The organism is Rhizobium sp. L51/94 (genome assembly GCF_019355555.1).
GTDB lineage: Bacteria > Pseudomonadota > Alphaproteobacteria > Rhizobiales > Rhizobiaceae > Rhizobium > Rhizobium rhododendri.
On sequence record NZ_CP072141.1, the window covers coordinates 627589 to 644056 of the forward strand.

A 16468-nucleotide genomic window follows, 5' to 3' on the forward strand; every position below is an offset into this window, starting at 1 on the left:
GTGTCACATCGCCGTGAATGGCGAGTGTTTTCAATGGAAATTCCGACCCCTAGGCATGACACTGGCAGTCCCGGAGACATCCGCAAGATCTGGGACATCCCTTTTCACCGCCTTTTCCCGCGCTAGGCGCTCGAGTTGCAGGGCCAGTTTCTTCTGCCGATGGTCGGCTGTCGGACGCAGCGCCTCGTCCGCTCTCTCGCTCGCGCCGAAACGCCGTGCTTCACGCTGCAGGATACCGAGTGCAGGGGTCAGGTCCTCGAGGTGATCGGCAACCACGTGAATGACGCCATTGGCACTCTGCAGCCGCCCATGGATCTTCACCAGCCGCGCGCCCATCGCAATCGATCGGTATTTTTCGAAGATTTTCGGCCAGACAATAGCGTTGGAAACGCCTGTCTCGTCCTCGAGCGTCATGAAAACGACCCCCTTTGCAGACCCCGGCCTCTGGCGCACCAGCACCAGCCCGGCAATGATCAGCTTGCGGCCGGATGGAACGGTGAGCAGATCGACGTTGCGAACAATGCCCATCGCGGTGAACTCGGTCCGCAGGAATGCTACGGGATGGGCCTTCAGCGATAGCGACAGGGCACGATAATCCTCGATCACCTCTTCGCCTGGTAGCATGGCCGGGAGAGTGACCTCGGGCTCGACCTGCAGATCGGCCGCCCTGTCGGCAAGATCGAATAGCGGCAGGTTCTCCGCCGCATTTTTCGCATCCAGCGCCCGCACCGCCCAGAGAGCCTCCCGCCTGTTGAGACCGATCGACCGGAAGCCATCGGCATCGGCCAGCTTCTCGATATCGCTTCTCGTCAGCCCGGACCGCAGCCAGAGATCGCGCACGGAAACATATCCGGCGCCGCGCCGCGCCACGAGGAGGTTCCGCATGTCGTCCTCCGATACTCCACGCACCTGTCGAAAGCCCAGCCGGACGGCCTTCTGCGTCCGGATCACCCCCTGCATCGATGCATGCCGGGGGTCGATGGCGTTGGGAGAAGGTGCATCTTCTAGGATCGAATCCCATTCCGACAAATTGATATCGACCGGGCGAATGTCGACGCCGTGCTCGCGAGCATCGCGAACCAGCTGCGCCGGCGCGTAAAAACCCATCGGTTGCGAATTCAGCAGCGCCGCACAGAAGACGTCCGGATAATAGGTCTTGAACCAGCAGGATGCATAGACCAGCAAGGCGAAGGAGGCGGCATGGCTTTCCGGAAAACCGTATTCGGCAAAGCCTTCGATCTGGCTGAAGCAGCGCTCGGCAAACTCCTGCGAATAGTTGTTGGCAAGCATGCCCGCGATCATGTCGTCCCTGAATTCATTGACCTTTCCGGATCGCTTGAAAGTGGCCATCGAGCGTCGCAGCCGATCGGCCTTGGCGGGAGGGAAGCCCGCAGCAGTGATGGCGATCTGCATCGCCTGCTCCTGGAACAACGGCACGCCGAGGGTGCGCTTCAGCACCGCCTCCAGCGCCGGGCTCGGATACTCGATCTCCCGGCCACAGCGCTTGTCTTCCCGGCGCTTCAGGTAGGGATGCACCATGTCGCCCTGGATGGGTCCCGGCCTGACGATCGCCACCTCGATCACCAGATCGTAGAACACCCGTGGCCTCAGGCGCGGCAGCATGCTCATCTGCGCCCGGCTTTCGATCTGGAAAACGCCGATCGTATCCGCCCGGCAGATCATATCGTAGACGGGCTCGCCGTCCTGGTGATCGTCGTTACCGAGATCGGCGAGCGTCTTCTTCACCTCGTAGTGCAGCGCCAGCATGTCGAACGCCTTGGCAAGGCAGGTCAGCATGCCAAGCGCCAGGATATCGACCTTCAGGATGTCGAGGACATCGAGATCGGTCTTGTCCCATTCGATCATGTAGCGATCGGGCATGGCGGTGTTCATGATCGGCACGATCTCATCGAGCCGGTCGCGGGTGATGACGAAACCGCCGACATGCTGCGTGAGATGGCGAGGAAATCCCATCAACTCGGAGGCATAGGACAGCACCCGCTGCGTCGTTCGATCCGAAAGATCGAGTTTTGCGGCCCTCGCCTCGCGCTCCGACAGGTCGTCGGACGACCAGCCCCAGACGGTGCTCGCCAGCGCCGACTGCACGTCCTCGGAAAGCCCGAATGCCTTGGCGACCTCGCGGCCGGCTGAGCGGGCGCGATAGCTGGTCACCGCCGCCGTCAGGCCGGCATGGGCGATGCCGTAGGTCCTGTAGATATACTGGATGACTTCCTCGCGACGGGCATGCTCGAAGTCGACATCGATATCCGGTGGTTCGTCACGGTCCATGGAGATGAAGCGCTCGAACAGCAGCGTGCTCCTCTCCGGATTGACCTCGGTAATCTCGAGGCAGTAGCAGAGCGTCGAATTGGCCGCCGAGCCGCGCCCCTGGCAGAGGATATTCAGTTCGTAACGGGCGTGCTGGATGATTTTGTGGACTGTGAGGAAATAGGATTCGTAGCCCTTCTGCCGGATGAGATCGAGCTCATAGGCGATCTGCGTGGAGATTTTCTCCGGCACGCCCCCGGGATAACGGCGCGATGCGCCAAGCCATGTCAGACGCTCCAGGGTTTGCGCCGCCGTTTCGCCCGGTGCACTTTCATCCGGATAATTATGCTTCAGTTCGTCCAGCGAAAACTGCAGGCGGGCAAAAAAGGCCTGCGTATTCTCGACCGCCTTGGGATAGGCCTCGAAAAGCCGCGCCATTTCACGCGGTTGCTTGAGGTGGCGCTCTGCGTTGGGCGCCAAAAGAAATCCGGCATCGGCAATCGTCACGTGCTCGCGGATCGCCGTGACGATATCGGCAAGCGGGCGCCTCTGAGCGCCATGATAGAGAGGCTGGTTGGTGGCAATCAACGGCAACCGCGTCTTCGCAGCCAGCATTGCAAAGGCTTCGAAGACGAAGCGGTCTCGGCCGTCATAGGATGGCGAAAGGGCCAGATGCAGCTGCCGGGAAAAGCGACCGCGCAACCGATCGAGACAGGTCGTCAGCGCTTCCCAGCCGGGAGCATCGGAAATGAGGGCCGGGTCGGGGACAACGGCCAGCATCATGGCGTCCCCCCAGGCACATAGATCCTCTTCATGCAGGATACAGCCGCCCTTTTCCGTTCTGAGGTTGCCCGTACTGAGCAGCCGGCAAAGATGGCCCCATCCGGCCCTGTTCTCCGGGTACGCCAGAACATCCGGCGTTCCGTCGGCAAACACCAGCCGCGCACCGGGCTGGAACCGATAGCCGTTCTGCCGGGCGATCGCGTGGGCGCGCACCACCCCCGAAACGCTGTTGCGATCGGCAATGCCGAGGCCGGTCAGGCCACAGGAGCCGGCCGCCACGACCATTTCCTCCGGACTTGAGGCGCCTTCGAGGAACGAGAAGTTCGTTCTCGCCCCGATCTCGAAGAACATGGGCGCAGGGCGCGGGCTCATGCGAAAACCCCGTGCATCAGCCAGCGGGGCGGCGCGCCATGCCCATAGAGCCCCTCGCGAAACATCCAGAAGCGGTGGCCGCTCTGTACTTCCAGCCTGAAATAGTCGCGGGGCGGGGCCGCTTCGCCATCGATCCACCATTCGCGCGCCAGCCGCTCAGGCCCCTCGGCGCGCAGCACCTCGTGCATCGTGCGCCGCCAGCGAAATCTCTGTGGCGGACCTTCCGGCACCTCGGCCATGAACGTCTCGACCGGCTCCGGCGTCCGGAACAGCCGCAGCGGTCGCTCGGACCGGCCGGCCCCGACCGTCGTGCCGGTGGTCTGCCGCAGCTTGTCGGACAGCACGTCCGCTGCGGGCACGAACAGGGCCGCCCGCTCCGGCACGTGACTTTCCGCCAGTTCCAGTGCCTGCAGACAGGCCCGCCCGAGCCGCGCTGCGACCTGATCGACAAAGGCGGAAAGCGACTGCTCCGATGGTCCATCGGCAGTAAAATCCGCCTGAAGCGCATCGAAAACTTCGTGCTGCAGCACGTTCAGCCGGACAATCTCGTAACCGAAACCGGCATCGAGATCATCATGCACGGCCTTGATGCGCTCGGAAAACAGCGCGGCAATGCGTTTCGGCTCGCGCAACGGCTTCGACGCACCGGCCGAAATCCGGAACACGGCACCGTCGACCCTGAACAGCAGCAGTTCGAACATCCGGCCGCCGATACCACGGGCTTCCAGCCCCGGCTTCAGGGCAGCCCCGAGCTGGCCCGCCAGCAGCAGGATATCCTCCTCGGCCTGAACCGGCTCGATGAGGCGCCGTTCGGCAGAAAGGCTAGCCACCGGACGTCGCGGCGAAATCGGCTCCTCGTCAAGGCCCAACGCCTGATCAAGGCGCAAAAGCAGATGCGCGCCGAACCGTCGTGCCAATGGCGCCCGGGCGGCAGAGATGATATCGCCGACCTGCTTCAAGCCGAGCTTCTGCAGGGCGGCGACGGTCGGTCCGTCGAGCCTGAGCGACGCCACGGGCAATGGCGCCAGCACAGTCTCCATCTCATCCGCTTCGACAATGCCGCTGCGGCCAAAGCGGGCGACGGCCCAGGAGAGGCCCGGCGAAGATGAAATGGCGCCCCGCACCTCCAGACCGAGATGAAACAGCCGGTGCAGCACATCCTTCAGCAGTGCCCGCTCACCCCCGAAAAGATGGGCGCAGCCGGTAATATCGAGGAACAGGCCGTCACGACCATCCAGCGAGACCAGCGGTGTATAGCGGTCGCACCAGTCTGCCATCGCCTCCAGCAGTCGCCGGTCGGCCGCATCATCGTCCTCGACCACATCGAGGTCGGGACAGATGGCCCGTGCTTCGGCGACGCCCTGGCCAGCCTTCAGACCGATGCCCTCGGCCGCTGCTTCCAGGGCTGTCAGCCGCATGGCATTTTTCACCCGTCCGGCGCAAACCAGCGGCGGCGTCTCAGGACGCCCGGTGGTACGCCACGACAGACCCCAGCGCTTGCGCGCGATCCGATCTGTCGACAGCCGGGGAAACGTGAGGGCCAGAATGCGCTGCTGGCCGTTCGACAGCGGCAGGCTGCCGGTTGACAGGGAAAAATTGGCGGTCATGGGCATTCCATTCGAGGACAAATGACAGGGGAGCCGGGTTGCGGCTCTTTTCCAGGGTGAGACGGAAGGACGGGTTTCCGATGCTGCCGCCCAGCATCGATCCGTCCGGCAAAGGCCGCGCCGAGGCCGGCGCGGGTTCGATATGAAGGCGCAGAAGGGCGCTGCTTGCCTCTTCCTGCCCGGCTTGCCTGAGGACAAACAACGGTCGCCCGGCAGCCTTGGCCCGCAGGCTCAGCCGGCGACTTTCCGTCAGGCCGAAATGGGCGGGATTGCCGCGCACCTCGAGCACCACGAGGGTAAAGACGGCACTGGCAAGCGCCTCCTCCGCCAGCCACAGCGCCTCTTCGAGTTTTCGCGGCGCCGCGTGCAGGAAGCCGCGTGGCATGACGCCGAAATCCTGTAGGCCCAAGGCATAGGGCAGGCCTGCTTCCAGCATTACCATCGTCTCGCCGATCCAGAGGACCGGCGAGACGCCGGCATGGTTGTCGCGCGCCCTGAGCCTTGCTGCCAGCGCCAGCACGAAGCCGGTCGCAGCCCCTGCATCGCGCAAGCTGGAGGAGCGTATTTCGGTAAGCGCATCGAGGGGAAAGCCCCCCTTGAGCGCCACATCGAGATCCGCAACACCGCTCGAGAGCAGCGCCTTTCCCCCGGAAGGGACCCGGCCCGAGACAGCACTTTCGTTGCCCAGGCGATCGTGCTCGGCCGCCGAAAGGGCTGGCACGGACTTGCCTTCCAGACGGGCGATGGTTTCGCGCAGGGCAAAAAGCGTCTCCCGCGCCACGGCATTGCTAGCCATGGACGTTAGCTCCTGAGTGGATTGTTCCTGTTATGTTCTTATAGATTCCAGAGCGCTAAAGAAGAGTCAACAGGGATTCTCTGTGAATTTATTCCTGCCTTGAATTGGCTCTCGAAAAGTTTCCCCAAAGCCTCTATATGGGCCGAAAGAAGGGAATGAGATCATGGCCCGCATTGACCAGAGCGACGATTGGCGGGATCGCCACGCGCCGACAATCAGCGCATTCGAATCGCTCGCTGCCGAAGCCTACGGCCATCTGCCGGAGGAATTCCGCGCGCTGACCGGCAACCTGTCAATCGAGGTCGAGGATTTCCCAGATGACGAGATCTTCGATGACATGGCGCTGGAAACGCCCTTCGACCTGCTCGGCCTGTTCGAAGGCCGCGGCATTTCCGAGCGCTTTACGGTAGAGACCGGCGAGATGCCCAACCGCATCCGCCTCTATCGCCGGCCTATCATCGATTACTGGGCCGAGAACGACGAGACGCTGGGCGATATCATCACCCACGTCCTGATCCACGAAATCGGCCACCATTTCGGCCTCAGCGATGACGATATGGAACGCATCGAGGCCAGCGCCGAGGAAGCCACGGATCGCTGACGCCCGCTCTACTGCTCCGAGAGCTTCATCTCTGGATCGTAATCCTTGCCCGGAACATCCTTCACCACGGCCTGGCCGCACTGCATGACGCCGGTTGCGGCGTTGAAGGCATAGGTCGGCGAACCCGATAGCACCCAGCCCTTGGAAAGGGCCGCCGATACCTTGTGACAGAAGGCGGAATCGTCCGGACCGGTGAGGAAGCGATAGAGTTTCATGACGACGTCTTTCGGTCTGCAATGAGATCGGCTTTATGGACCAGTCCCTCCGCCTCGACAAGATGCAGCCGCTCGACCATCTGCCCGTCGAGATCGATGACGTTGAGCCCGGCAGCGGCCGGATCCGCAAACGCCGCAATGATCTTCCGCGCCTGCGCGACAGCGGCCTCATCGGGGCCGAAGTGACGGTTGGCGCCATCGATCTGGGCCGGGTGGATCAGCATCTTGCCGCCAAACCCCATGGCCCGACCTTGGGCGCATTCATCGGCGAATGCGGACAAATCCTTGAAATCGTTGAAAACGCTATCGATCGCGTCGAGCCCGTAGGCGCGCACGGCCAGCACTACCTGCATAAGCCAGGGCACCAGGTAAGTCCGTCCTGGCAGTGCCGGAACGCCGGTTTCCTTGCGCAGATCGTTCAGTCCGACGACGAAGCAATCGAGCCTGGAACCGCCTGTCCGGCCGAATTCGGCAAGGGCGGCAACATTGAGAATGCCCCTTGGCGTCTCGATCATTGCCCAGATGCGCAGCTCCTCCGGCGCGTCGGCATCGGCCAGTCGGTCGCCGACCGCCATGATATCCTGCGGTTCGTCGACCTTGGGCAGCAACACCGCATCCGGCTGTAGCGCCAGTACGAGGTCCAGGTCGGCCTTGCCGAACACGGAATCGAGCCCGTTGATCCGGATGATCAGTTCCTTGCCGGGAGGTTTAGGCCCGGCGAAGAAGGCACGCAGATTGTCCCGCGCTTCTGCTTTACGCTCCGGGGCAACGGAATCTTCCAGATCGAAGATCACCGCATCGCAATCGAGATCGTGGATTTTCTCGAGCGCCCGGCGGTTGATCGCCGGCACGCTGAGGACGGAACGGCGAAGGCGCGCGGAACGGGTGTGCGGAGAACGGCTCATAGACGACTTCTGCCAATCTTTGTCGCAGCAGGCAAGACAACAAAAAGCCACTCTCCTCTTGCATAGCAGCGGGTCTGGGGCCACATTGGCTGCAGAGAAAGGGTCCCAAAGCCATGAAGAATATCCGTTCGCTGTTTCTTGCCCTCACAGGCGTAGCAATCTTTGCAGGCCTGGCCCTACTCACAGTTTCCCTGACGCTGGTCTTTGCTGCCATTCTGACCGTCTTCCTCGCTGTTCGCGTGCTATCGACCCGCGCCAAGCCGGTGCCTGTTCGCGCCACCGCAAATGGCGCAAAGCCGATGCGTATATGGAACGACGGCCGCGGCACAATTATCGATCTCTGATCGCTGACGCTCCCTCGTCCACTCTCGCCATCACCCTCTCGTCATAGCGTGGCGAAATCTTCACGATATTTTTCTTCATTTCCTGCCCAATTTGCTCTATTGGCTGGAAAATTCGTTGATGCGGCGAAATCGTAGGCAGGAATTTCCATGGACAAGTTCGTGAAGCTGACGGGTGTCGCGGCACCTCTCCCGGTCGTCAATGTCGATACCGACATGATCATCCCGAAGGATTATCTGAAGACTATCAAACGCACCGGCCTCGGCGTCGGCCTGTTTGCCGAGGCTCGCTACCGGGATGACGGTACGCCGAATCCGGATTTCGTGCTGAACAAGCCAGCCTATCAGAACGCCAAGATCCTGGTTGCCGGCGACAACTTCGGCTGCGGCTCGTCGCGCGAGCATGCTCCCTGGGCGCTGCTCGATTTCGGTATTCGATGCGTCATTTCCACGAGCTTTGCCGATATCTTCTACAACAACTGCTTCAAGAACGGCATTCTGCCGATCACGGTTTCGCCGGAAGACCTGGAAAAGCTGATGGACGACGCTTCGCGTGGCTCCAATGCTGTCCTGACGGTCGATCTCGAAAACATGGCAATCACCGGTCCTGACGGCGGCTCGATCACCTTCGATCTCGACCCCTTCAAGCGCCATTGCCTGCTGAACGGCCTCGACGACATCGGCCTGACGCTGGAAAAGGGAGCGGCCATCGACCGCTTCGAAAAGTCCAACGCCGTCGCCCATCCCTGGGCCTGATCGTTTAGAAGCAGATATATCCAAGCCGGGCCAGTTGCCCGGCTTTTTTGTGCTTTTTCCGGGCACCACCCGCTCCCTTCACCGGCACCAGAGTGGATCTTTCTGGCACAAGTGGCGGGGACCAGCCGGTGGGCGGCTTAACGGTTTCTTTGCTCGAATCCCTTACCGCTCGCTCCGCTGCGGATAGCTGTGTGTTATCGGGAATAAAAAATGAATAGTTCCAAGAACTTTACCGGCTGGGCACTCGATCGGGCCGAAGCAATCGTTGCCGACCAGGGATTCGACATTATCGAATCGACCTGCGACCACCCTCGGTGGACGAAGGAGCAGAAGGTTGTCCGACTGACCCTGGCGATCATTGAAGCTCTTGTCGATGCTCACAATTTCGGCCGCGAAGACGAGAAACCGAACCGCGGGCTTCATTCCTGAAAACGCCAAAACCATAACAAAGGCAGTGAACAAGCGGCCAGATGGTGATCCCGCCGCATAATCTGGCAAAGCACTCTCACAGCACCCCGCCCATTGAGATAAGCTCATTGCTGTCTATAGCCATCACGTGTATTTTAGCTATGCCTTAAGGCTTTCAAAATAGGGTCGCCGCATCCACGAAAATCCCGGGGCTGGCCATGGACGAGGACGAAATAATTCCACCAGACGTGCTAGCTTCGATGCTGGTGCGGATGTTTGAATTGGCTCCCATCGCAATGGCGATTACCACCAGTGACACACGAACTTCCAGCTATGCGAAGGTCAATGACGCCTATCTTCGGCTGACGGGTCTCAACTGGGACAAGATCCGGGGAAAGAAGCTCATTTCCGAAGGATCGGCGATCGATAGCCCTGCGCGCGACCGTCGTCATCGGTTGCTGGCGGAAGAAGGCAGCTATGTGCTCGAAGAGGTCGATATCGTTCATGTCGACGGCACGACGATACCGACGCTGATCTCGGCCCAGCGCACTGTCGTCAACGGCGTCTCCTTCGATGTCGAAGTCATTGTCGACGTCTCATCGCGCGTCCGGCAGCAACGCGAGATCGAGAACGCCCTGAAGGCGTCGGCCTTGACGGATGCTCTTTCGGGACTTCCGAACAGGGCCAGCTTCGACGCTGTGATCGCCGACCATCTCAACGAAAATAGGCCGACTAGGAATATCCTGGCTCTTGCCTTCATTGATCTGAACGGTTTCAAGGCAGTCAACGACAGGCTGGGCCACGGCGCCGGCGACGAGGTCTTGCGAATTATAGCTGCCCGTTTGCGCGAGCACTCCCGCGCCAACGACTTTATCGCCAGGATCGGCGGCGATGAGTTCGCAATACTGATCGAGGCCGATCTGGCCACCGCATCGACATTACCGCAGACAATCCGCGAAACCATGGAGCGCGTCTTCAAGCCTATCGCCATTGAAGGGCATGTCACCGATACCGGCGCTGCGGTCGGCGTCGCATTTCTCGGCGCCGACGACGATCCCGCCTCCTTCGTCAAGCGGGCAGATGAGTTCATGTACCTTGCCAAGACGACGGAGCAACGCGTTGCGGTCGTCTGCTCCGGTCAGATCCTGACGCCGGTATCACCAATCGCGCGCGCGCGATAAGCGGCACCAACCCCTCGATAATCAATGGCCGCCGGCCGGCGCCCCGCCGGTCAGGTCGATCTTGCGCAGGATCAGCGCCAGCGGAATGACACAGAGTGAAATCACCATCAACGTATGGAAGACGTCGATATAGGCGAGATAACTCGCCTGGTTCTGAACCTGCGTGCTGATCCAGGCTAGCGCCCGCGATTGCGCATCCACCATGCTGGAGCCCCGGTCAACAAAATACTGGGTGACCGACTGCAGCGTGCTGGTATAGCCGGGATCCGAGGGGACCACCCCCTCGATCAGCCGGCTCTGATGGAATTGCTCCCGATGCGCAAGGACATTGGAGGCGATCGATACGCCGATGGAACCACCGGTATTGCGGGCTGCATTGATGAGCGCGGACGCCTGGTCCGTCTGATCTGGTCGCAACCCGTCGTATGAGGCCGATGTGATCGGGATGAAGATCAGTGGCAAACCGAGCCCGAGATACATACGCGACCAGACGAAAAAACCGAAGTTGAGATCGGCGTAGAGCCTCGTCATATACCACATGGCAAAAGCGATGATGCCGCCGCCGATGGCGATCAGGTATCGCGGCTGGACCTTAGTCGCCAGACGGCCGCAGACGAACATCATCATCATCGTAACCACGCCGCCGGGCGACAGGGCAAGCCCGGCCCAGGTGGCGGTATAGCCGAAGTTCTCCTGCAGCACCTGCGGAATGAACTGGGTCGTGGCAATGAGGATGGCGCCGGTCGCCAACATGACGATGAAGCAGGAGCCGAATTGCCGGCTGGCCAGCAGTCCGACGTCGATCACCGGATTTCGCTTTGTCAGCAGCCACGGAATAGCCGCCAGAAGCGCGGTTGCGCAAAGAGACGTGGTGACGACGATGAAGTTCGAATCGAACCAGTCTTCCGTCTGGCCGCGGTCGAGCACCATTTCGAGAGCGCCGAGGAAGGTGGCCACGAGAAGGAAGCCGATAATATCGAAGCGGATACCTTTCTTTCGCATCTCGGCCCGCTCCTTGCGGAGCTTTTCGGGCTCCTTCACCAGCATATAGACCAGGGCGAGAGCCAGCACGCCGACGGGACCGTTGATCAGGAAGCACCAGTGCCAGGAAAAATTATCAGACAGGTATCCCCCCAGCGTCGGGCCAACGACCGGGGCAACAACGACAGCCACGCCGAACAGCGCAAAGGCCTGCCCGCGCTTGGCCGGCGGAAAGGAGTCAGCCAGGATCGACTGCGAAATCGGCACCATGCCGCCTCCTGCAAAACCCTGGATCATGCGGAAGAGCAGCAGCGATTCGAGATTCCACGCCAGTCCGCACAGAATGGAGGAGATTGTAAAGACGGCGAGGCAGGCGAGATAGAAGCGCCGGCGTCCGTAGCGCTTGGCGATAAAGCTGCTGGCCACCAGCACGATGGCATTCGACACCAGATAGGTCGTCACCACCCAGGATGCCTCATCGGAGCTGACCGCAAGGCCGCCCGAGATGTAGCGCAGCGCTACGTTGGCGATCGTCGTGTCCAGCACCTCCATGAAGGTGGCGAGCGACACCACCATCGCAATCAGCCACGGATTGACGACCGGTGAAGACTTCTCAGCCGCTCCGCCGGCGGTAGTAGCGGCGCTCACCGTCAGTGCCTCGGCCGAACGGTGACGACCGGAATGACCGACATTCCGGGGCCGATCGAGACATCCGCCGGCCAGCTGTCGACGAGGATCTTGACCGGTACGCGCTGCGTCACCTTGACGTAGTTTCCGGTGGCGTTTTCAGCCGGCAGCAACGAGAAGGCGGTGCCCGAGCCGGGCTGTACTGAGGCTACCTTGCCTTTGAGCACGTGATCCGGATAGGCATCGATCGTGACATCCACCGGCTGGCCCGGACGCATGTCGGTAAGCTGGGTCTCCTTGAAATTGGCCGTGACCCAGATTTCGTCCGGCACGAACATGGCGACGGCCTGTGCCGCCTGGACATATTGGCCTTTTGAGCCGCTGAGACGGACGACGCGGCCGGGCTGAGCAGCCGAGATCGTCGTATATTTGAGGTTTTGCTCGGCTGTCTCGACCTGAGCCTCGGCCTGATGGAGGTCGGCGACGGCGCTGGCGCGCTGTGCCTCGGATGCGACCTTGTTCTTGACCGCAGAGGTGACGCTTGCCTGCGCCTGGGCAAGGTTGGCCTCGTTCTGGCGCAGGGTCGATGTTGCCTGCTGCTGGGTCTGCTGCGAGCCGGCGCCTGATTTCAGCAGCTGGTCCTGCCGGGTGGCCTCGTCCCTGGCAAATTGCAGGGCTGCCGCTGCCGACGCAAGCTGCGCCTTCTGCTGGTCGATCGATGCCGCGCTGGCGGCAATCTGCGCATCGGCGCTGGCAATCGCAGCATTCGACACGTCGATCTGGCTTTTCGCCTGATCGAGAGCAATCTGGTAGTCTCGCGGGTCGATCTTCAGGATGACATCGCCGGCGTTGACGTGCTGGTTATCGGTGACCGGCACTTCGGAGACATAGCCCGAGACCTTGGCGGCGACTGAAAAGCTGCGCGCGTCTACAAAGGCGTCGTCCGTCGTCTCGTAGGGATGCACGTAGATGAGCCAATAAACGTAGCTGCCGATAGCCAAAAGGATGATGGCGACGATCACCAGCAGCACGATGAACGGATGGCGGCGGAGGACAGAGGGTTTCTTCTCCTCATCCTGCTGCTCTGTGTCGTCTGCGGCCTTCGTGTCTGCGTCGTCCTCGACTGCGTCTTCAGGCCTCGCGGCGCGGCTGGTCGGAGCGTGCGGGTTGTTGTCCAACGTGACATTCCTGAGATTGTGAAGAATGGGCTTCAAACGTCGACGAAATCATTAGGTTCCCAATCGAATCCGCGGACCCGCCTTACTCGGTTTCGAAAAACACGAAGGACCGGTCCGCAGCTTCCAGCAGGGTATCGGCAATTGCGCCGTAGGAAAGCCGCTCCCCTGCCCTGCGGCTGACACCGAGCACGATGAGGTTGTAATCGCCCTTGCGCGCATGGCGAAGGATCGACAGCTCGGGCGCGGCCCCTTCCTGAACGATCTTGCGGACCTTGACCCCGTTGTAGAGAGCGATCTCGTCGATCTTCTTGAACGCGGCCACATGGGCATTGCTGGCGTCACTGACGCGCGGCAGCGAGCGGATCTGCTGCGGTTCGCGGATATAAAGCACCGAAATCTGGCACTCCGTCGCCTTTGCAATGACGAAAGCAAGCTCGGCGGCGCGCGTCGAACGTTCCGTGCCGCTGATCGGCACCAGGATGCGCAAATTCTTGTCGACCGGCAGTTCGCCCCGCGAGGACACGATCGCCGTCGTTCCCCTGAAGGCCGATGTCATGACCGACAGTTGCTCGTGGAAGCCACCGGCAGTATCGACCGTCGGCTCGACTCCGATGAACAACAGGTCGTGGCCCTTCTCCGCACCCTCGCCGAGGATCTTGCGCAGGTTGGCATCCTTGATTTTCGTAGTGATATGGATGTCGGTAGTTTCCGGCTGGTGCGGATCGGTGGTCGTTGCCACCGCGTCGTCGGCCGCAGCCTTGACGCGCTCTGCCCCCTCCTCGGCCCGGGCGACGGCTGCCTTCGGATCGCTATCGCCGGCAGCTTCCGGCTTTGCCGCCGGAGCCTCCTCGCCGATGATGTCGAGCACCGTCACCGGTGTCTTGCGCACCGCAGCGAAATGGCCGGCAATGCGCGCGGCCAGATGGCTGCTCGCGGAAACGTCGATCGCCAGCAGGATCCGTTCAAATTTCTGCAGGAAGCTGCGCTCCTCGAATTCCTCCTGTTTCAGCCGCTCGCGCTCCTCGTCGCGCATCGGCAGACGCGCCAGTGCCCAGCGCAGCGTCGGCGGCATTGCCATGGTCGTCACCACGGCCATGGCGACGATGACCGAGAACAGTCGCTCGTCGAGGACGCCGACGGAGAGACCGATAGTGGCGACGATCACTTCCGTCGAGCCGCGCGCGTTCATGCCGCAGCCGAGCGCCAGCGCTTCGGCATTCGAAAACTTGCCGATCTTGGCGCCGGCAAAGGCACCACCGAACTTGCCGAGGCTGGCAATGACGATCAGTCCGACGGCGAGCATCAGCGTCGAGGGATCGCCGAGCACGCTGAGGTCGGTATGCAGGCCGGTAAGCCCGAAAAACACAGGCATGAACAACGCCGTCGTCAGCGCCCGCAGCTGCTCGTCGATCTGGCGCGTCAGTATCGGCGATTCGCCGACCAGGATACCGGCCACGAAAGCGCCAAGTACCGTGTGGACGCCGATAGCATTGGTGATGATCGCCATGCCGCCCATGATGGCAATGATCGCACTCAGCACAGGCAGGTCGCTGCGGAACCGGTCATTGGTGAAGCGGATGATCTCGAACACCAGTTTTCGGCCGATGGTAAAGCTGAAGGCCATGAAGGCCAGCGTGCCGATGACCGCCTTGGCGAGCGTCGGCAGGTCGACGGCACCCTTTTCCGCCAGGCTGAAGGTCACGGCAATGATCACCCAGCCGACCGTATCGTCAATGATCGCCGAGGCGACGATCAGTTGACCGATGTTCCGGCGCATGAAGTCCATCTCGCGAACGACGGAGGCGACGATCTTTACCGACGAGATCGATAGCGCAGTACCGAGAAACAGCGACGTCACCAGCCGCTTGCTGGCATCCGGGAGGAACTCTGCGGGGATAAGCTGCCCCAGCGCGAAACCGGCGGCAAACGGCACGGCAATACCGGTCAGCGACACGCCGAGGGCTGCCCGCCGCAGCCGCTTGGCGAGCCCGAGATCGGTTTCCATACCGGCCAGCAGCAGCAGGAACAGGATACCGAGCTGCGCCACGGCATCCGTCATACTCTTCTGTTCGGGAGACGTCGGGAAGATATGCGCCTGGGCATCTGGCCAGATCTGGCCGAGGATCGAAGGGCCGAGAATGATGCCACCGATGATCTGCCCCATGATCGATGGCTGGCCGATCCTCACCATGGCCTCGCCGAGCAGGCGGCCGACGACCACGAGGATGACGATCTGGATCAGGAACAGACTTTCCGACGCGCCTCCCTTGGCGCCCTCTTCAGCAAATGCAGTTGCGGGCGCCATGAAGAAGCAGGCCGCTGCCGCTGTCTGTAGAATGCGATTTCGGGAGAGGTCGGATAATCTGGGGAAACGTATCAATAAGAAAGCCTCGCTATGTCTGCCAGCAACGTCGGATGGGACGCCGCGTTCCCTGGCATTAGCCTTGCAGATGGGTCGTATCCAGAAAAATCAACCCGGTAATCTTCCGCTGGCGTTGATGACTGCCGGCGCCGGCCCGCCGACCGGAACCGCGCATCAAAGCCGCAGCCGCGAGAGACACCCTTGCATAGAGGCTGCCCGAAGCCTAAATCGGCGCTTGCACAGACAGGATCGGAGACCAGATGAACCCGCTCGCCAAGCCGCAACGCGAAGGAAAATATCGCGACAGGGATATCGACTGCCAGGAGGCTTTGGAAAAGGCGTTCATGGAAATCGCCGGCGTCCAGTCCAACACGGTGGTCGCCGCTGCCGGCGGCACCATGTCTCCTGCATTGGCGGCCCTGGCGAAAAGCGCCGAGGCCGTCGGCTGGTCGCTTGAAGAGGCAGAAGTCGCCATCAGCGAACTGGCGCAGAACCTGCTGGATGAAGACGCTGCCGGCGCCGGCGAAGAGGAATAAGCAGATGTCCGAAGCGACGCCGTCAGCCTGCCAGGATGGCGTCGGCTTCGTCTGCACTCATCTCGAAGACCGCATTGCCGATCGTGAAGCCGAACCCGTTACGGGCGAACGCCGATAGCTCCTTGGCCTTGCGCTTGTCGTCGGCCTCTCCCCGCCGGTACGGGCCGAAGGCGCGCTTTCTGGCAAAGACCACAGCCGCATAGAGATCGTCGGTATCCTTGAGTGCCGAAGCAGCGACGTCCGTATCCACACCCTTTGCTGAGAGCGTCTGCGCAATGAACCGCTTCGACTTGCCGTTGCGCACGGCAGCATCCGTCTTCTGGCGGGCATAGGCGCCGTCATCCAGCGCCTTCTGTTCATAGGCCAACGCGACTGCCGCAGCGGAAATTGCACGCAGTTGGTCGCCTGTGATGTCTTCGAATTTCGCCTTGGCTTTTTTGACGATAGCTTCGGAAAGCTCTTTTTCCGTCATCATCCGCCGCTCGAGACGGGAGAGCGTTGCATTGCGCGTCCACGCCAGCATCCGGGGCGTTGGGACTGAACCCTGGTCC

At 61.5% G+C, this 16468-nt stretch carries 15 protein-coding genes; 6 read left to right on the forward strand and 9 right to left on the reverse strand.

Annotated features, from left to right (window positions below):
- Positions 1–30: 30 nt before the first annotated feature.
- The 3 genes from J5274_RS03055 to J5274_RS28710 are packed head-to-tail and all read right to left on the reverse strand — an operon-like array spanning position 31 to position 5826.
- Positions 31–3423, reverse strand: coding sequence for an error-prone DNA polymerase (locus tag J5274_RS03055; RefSeq protein WP_219274750.1), 3393 nt, complete (start codon positions 3421–3423; stop codon positions 31–33).
- Complete coding sequence (locus J5274_RS03060) at positions 3420–4997, reverse strand: DNA polymerase Y family protein (RefSeq protein ID WP_224153324.1); 1578 nt, start codon at positions 4995–4997, stop codon at positions 3420–3422. Before J5274_RS03060 ends, J5274_RS03055 begins: the two co-directional genes overlap by 4 nt.
- Positions 4882–5826, reverse strand: a complete 945-nt coding sequence (locus tag J5274_RS28710; protein WP_224127859.1) for an ImuA family protein — start codon at positions 5824–5826, stop codon at positions 4882–4884. The genes J5274_RS03060 and J5274_RS28710 overlap by 116 nt, the downstream gene beginning before the upstream one ends.
- A 163-nt stretch (positions 5827–5989) precedes the next feature.
- On the opposite strand from J5274_RS28710, the gene J5274_RS03065 reads away from it, so the two are divergent.
- On the forward strand, positions 5990–6427 hold the full coding sequence (locus tag J5274_RS03065) for a metallopeptidase family protein (protein WP_111222066.1): 438 nt from the start codon (positions 5990–5992) through the stop codon (positions 6425–6427).
- 8 nt (positions 6428–6435) lie between these two features.
- On the opposite strand, the gene J5274_RS03070 is transcribed toward J5274_RS03065, so the two are convergent.
- Positions 6436–6642: a DUF1737 domain-containing protein gene (locus tag J5274_RS03070; protein WP_142824563.1), complete on the reverse strand. Its 207-nt coding sequence runs from the start codon at positions 6640–6642 to the stop codon at positions 6436–6438.
- Positions 6639–7547, reverse strand: coding sequence for a CoA ester lyase (locus tag J5274_RS03075; RefSeq protein ID WP_142828763.1), 909 nt, complete (start codon positions 7545–7547; stop codon positions 6639–6641). Before J5274_RS03075 ends, J5274_RS03070 begins: the two co-directional genes overlap by 4 nt.
- 113 nt (positions 7548–7660) lie before the next feature.
- Here J5274_RS03075 and J5274_RS03080 point away from each other — a divergent pair, with 113 nt between their 5' ends.
- From J5274_RS03080 to J5274_RS03095, 4 genes are all read left to right on the forward strand, one after another.
- Positions 7661–7891: a hypothetical protein gene (locus J5274_RS03080; protein ID WP_142828761.1), complete on the forward strand. Its 231-nt coding sequence runs from the start codon at positions 7661–7663 to the stop codon at positions 7889–7891.
- Between the two features lie 147 nt (positions 7892–8038).
- Positions 8039–8644 carry a 3-isopropylmalate dehydratase small subunit gene (gene leuD, locus J5274_RS03085; RefSeq protein WP_142824560.1) on the forward strand — a complete coding sequence of 202 codons (606 nt, stop codon included), beginning with the start codon at positions 8039–8041 and terminating at the stop codon, positions 8642–8644.
- 210 nt (positions 8645–8854) lie between these two features.
- On the forward strand, positions 8855–9073 hold the full coding sequence (locus tag J5274_RS03090; RefSeq protein WP_142824559.1) for a hypothetical protein: 219 nt from the start codon (positions 8855–8857) through the stop codon (positions 9071–9073).
- 197 nt (positions 9074–9270) lie between these two features.
- Positions 9271–10233, forward strand: coding sequence for a sensor domain-containing diguanylate cyclase (locus J5274_RS03095; RefSeq protein ID WP_224127856.1), 963 nt, complete (start codon positions 9271–9273; stop codon positions 10231–10233).
- A 21-nt stretch (positions 10234–10254) separates the two neighbouring features.
- Here J5274_RS03095 and J5274_RS03100 read toward each other — a convergent pair whose 3' ends face one another.
- The 3 genes from J5274_RS03100 to J5274_RS03110 form a co-directional block, all read right to left on the reverse strand.
- Entirely contained in the window at positions 10255–11862 is a 1608-nt protein-coding gene (locus J5274_RS03100) for a DHA2 family efflux MFS transporter permease subunit (RefSeq protein WP_224127853.1), read from the reverse strand.
- 2 nt (positions 11863–11864) lie between these two features.
- Positions 11865–13019 carry an HlyD family secretion protein gene (locus J5274_RS03105; RefSeq protein WP_224127850.1) on the reverse strand — a complete coding sequence of 385 codons (1155 nt, stop codon included), beginning with the start codon at positions 13017–13019 and terminating at the stop codon, positions 11865–11867.
- Positions 13020–13101: 82 nt separating this feature from the next.
- Entirely contained in the window at positions 13102–15324 is a 2223-nt protein-coding gene (locus J5274_RS03110; protein ID WP_142824558.1) for a cation:proton antiporter, read from the reverse strand.
- A gap of 317 nt (positions 15325–15641) precedes the next feature.
- On the opposite strand from J5274_RS03110, the gene J5274_RS03115 reads away from it, so the two are divergent.
- A complete protein-coding gene (locus tag J5274_RS03115; RefSeq protein WP_142824557.1) occupies positions 15642–15917 on the forward strand; it encodes a hypothetical protein in 276 nt (91 codons plus the stop codon).
- A gap of 22 nt (positions 15918–15939) precedes the next feature.
- Here J5274_RS03115 and J5274_RS03120 read toward each other — a convergent pair whose 3' ends face one another.
- Positions 15940–16440, reverse strand: a complete 501-nt coding sequence (locus tag J5274_RS03120) for a regulatory protein RecX (RefSeq protein ID WP_224127913.1) — start codon at positions 16438–16440, stop codon at positions 15940–15942.
- Positions 16441–16468: the final 28 nt, after the last annotated feature.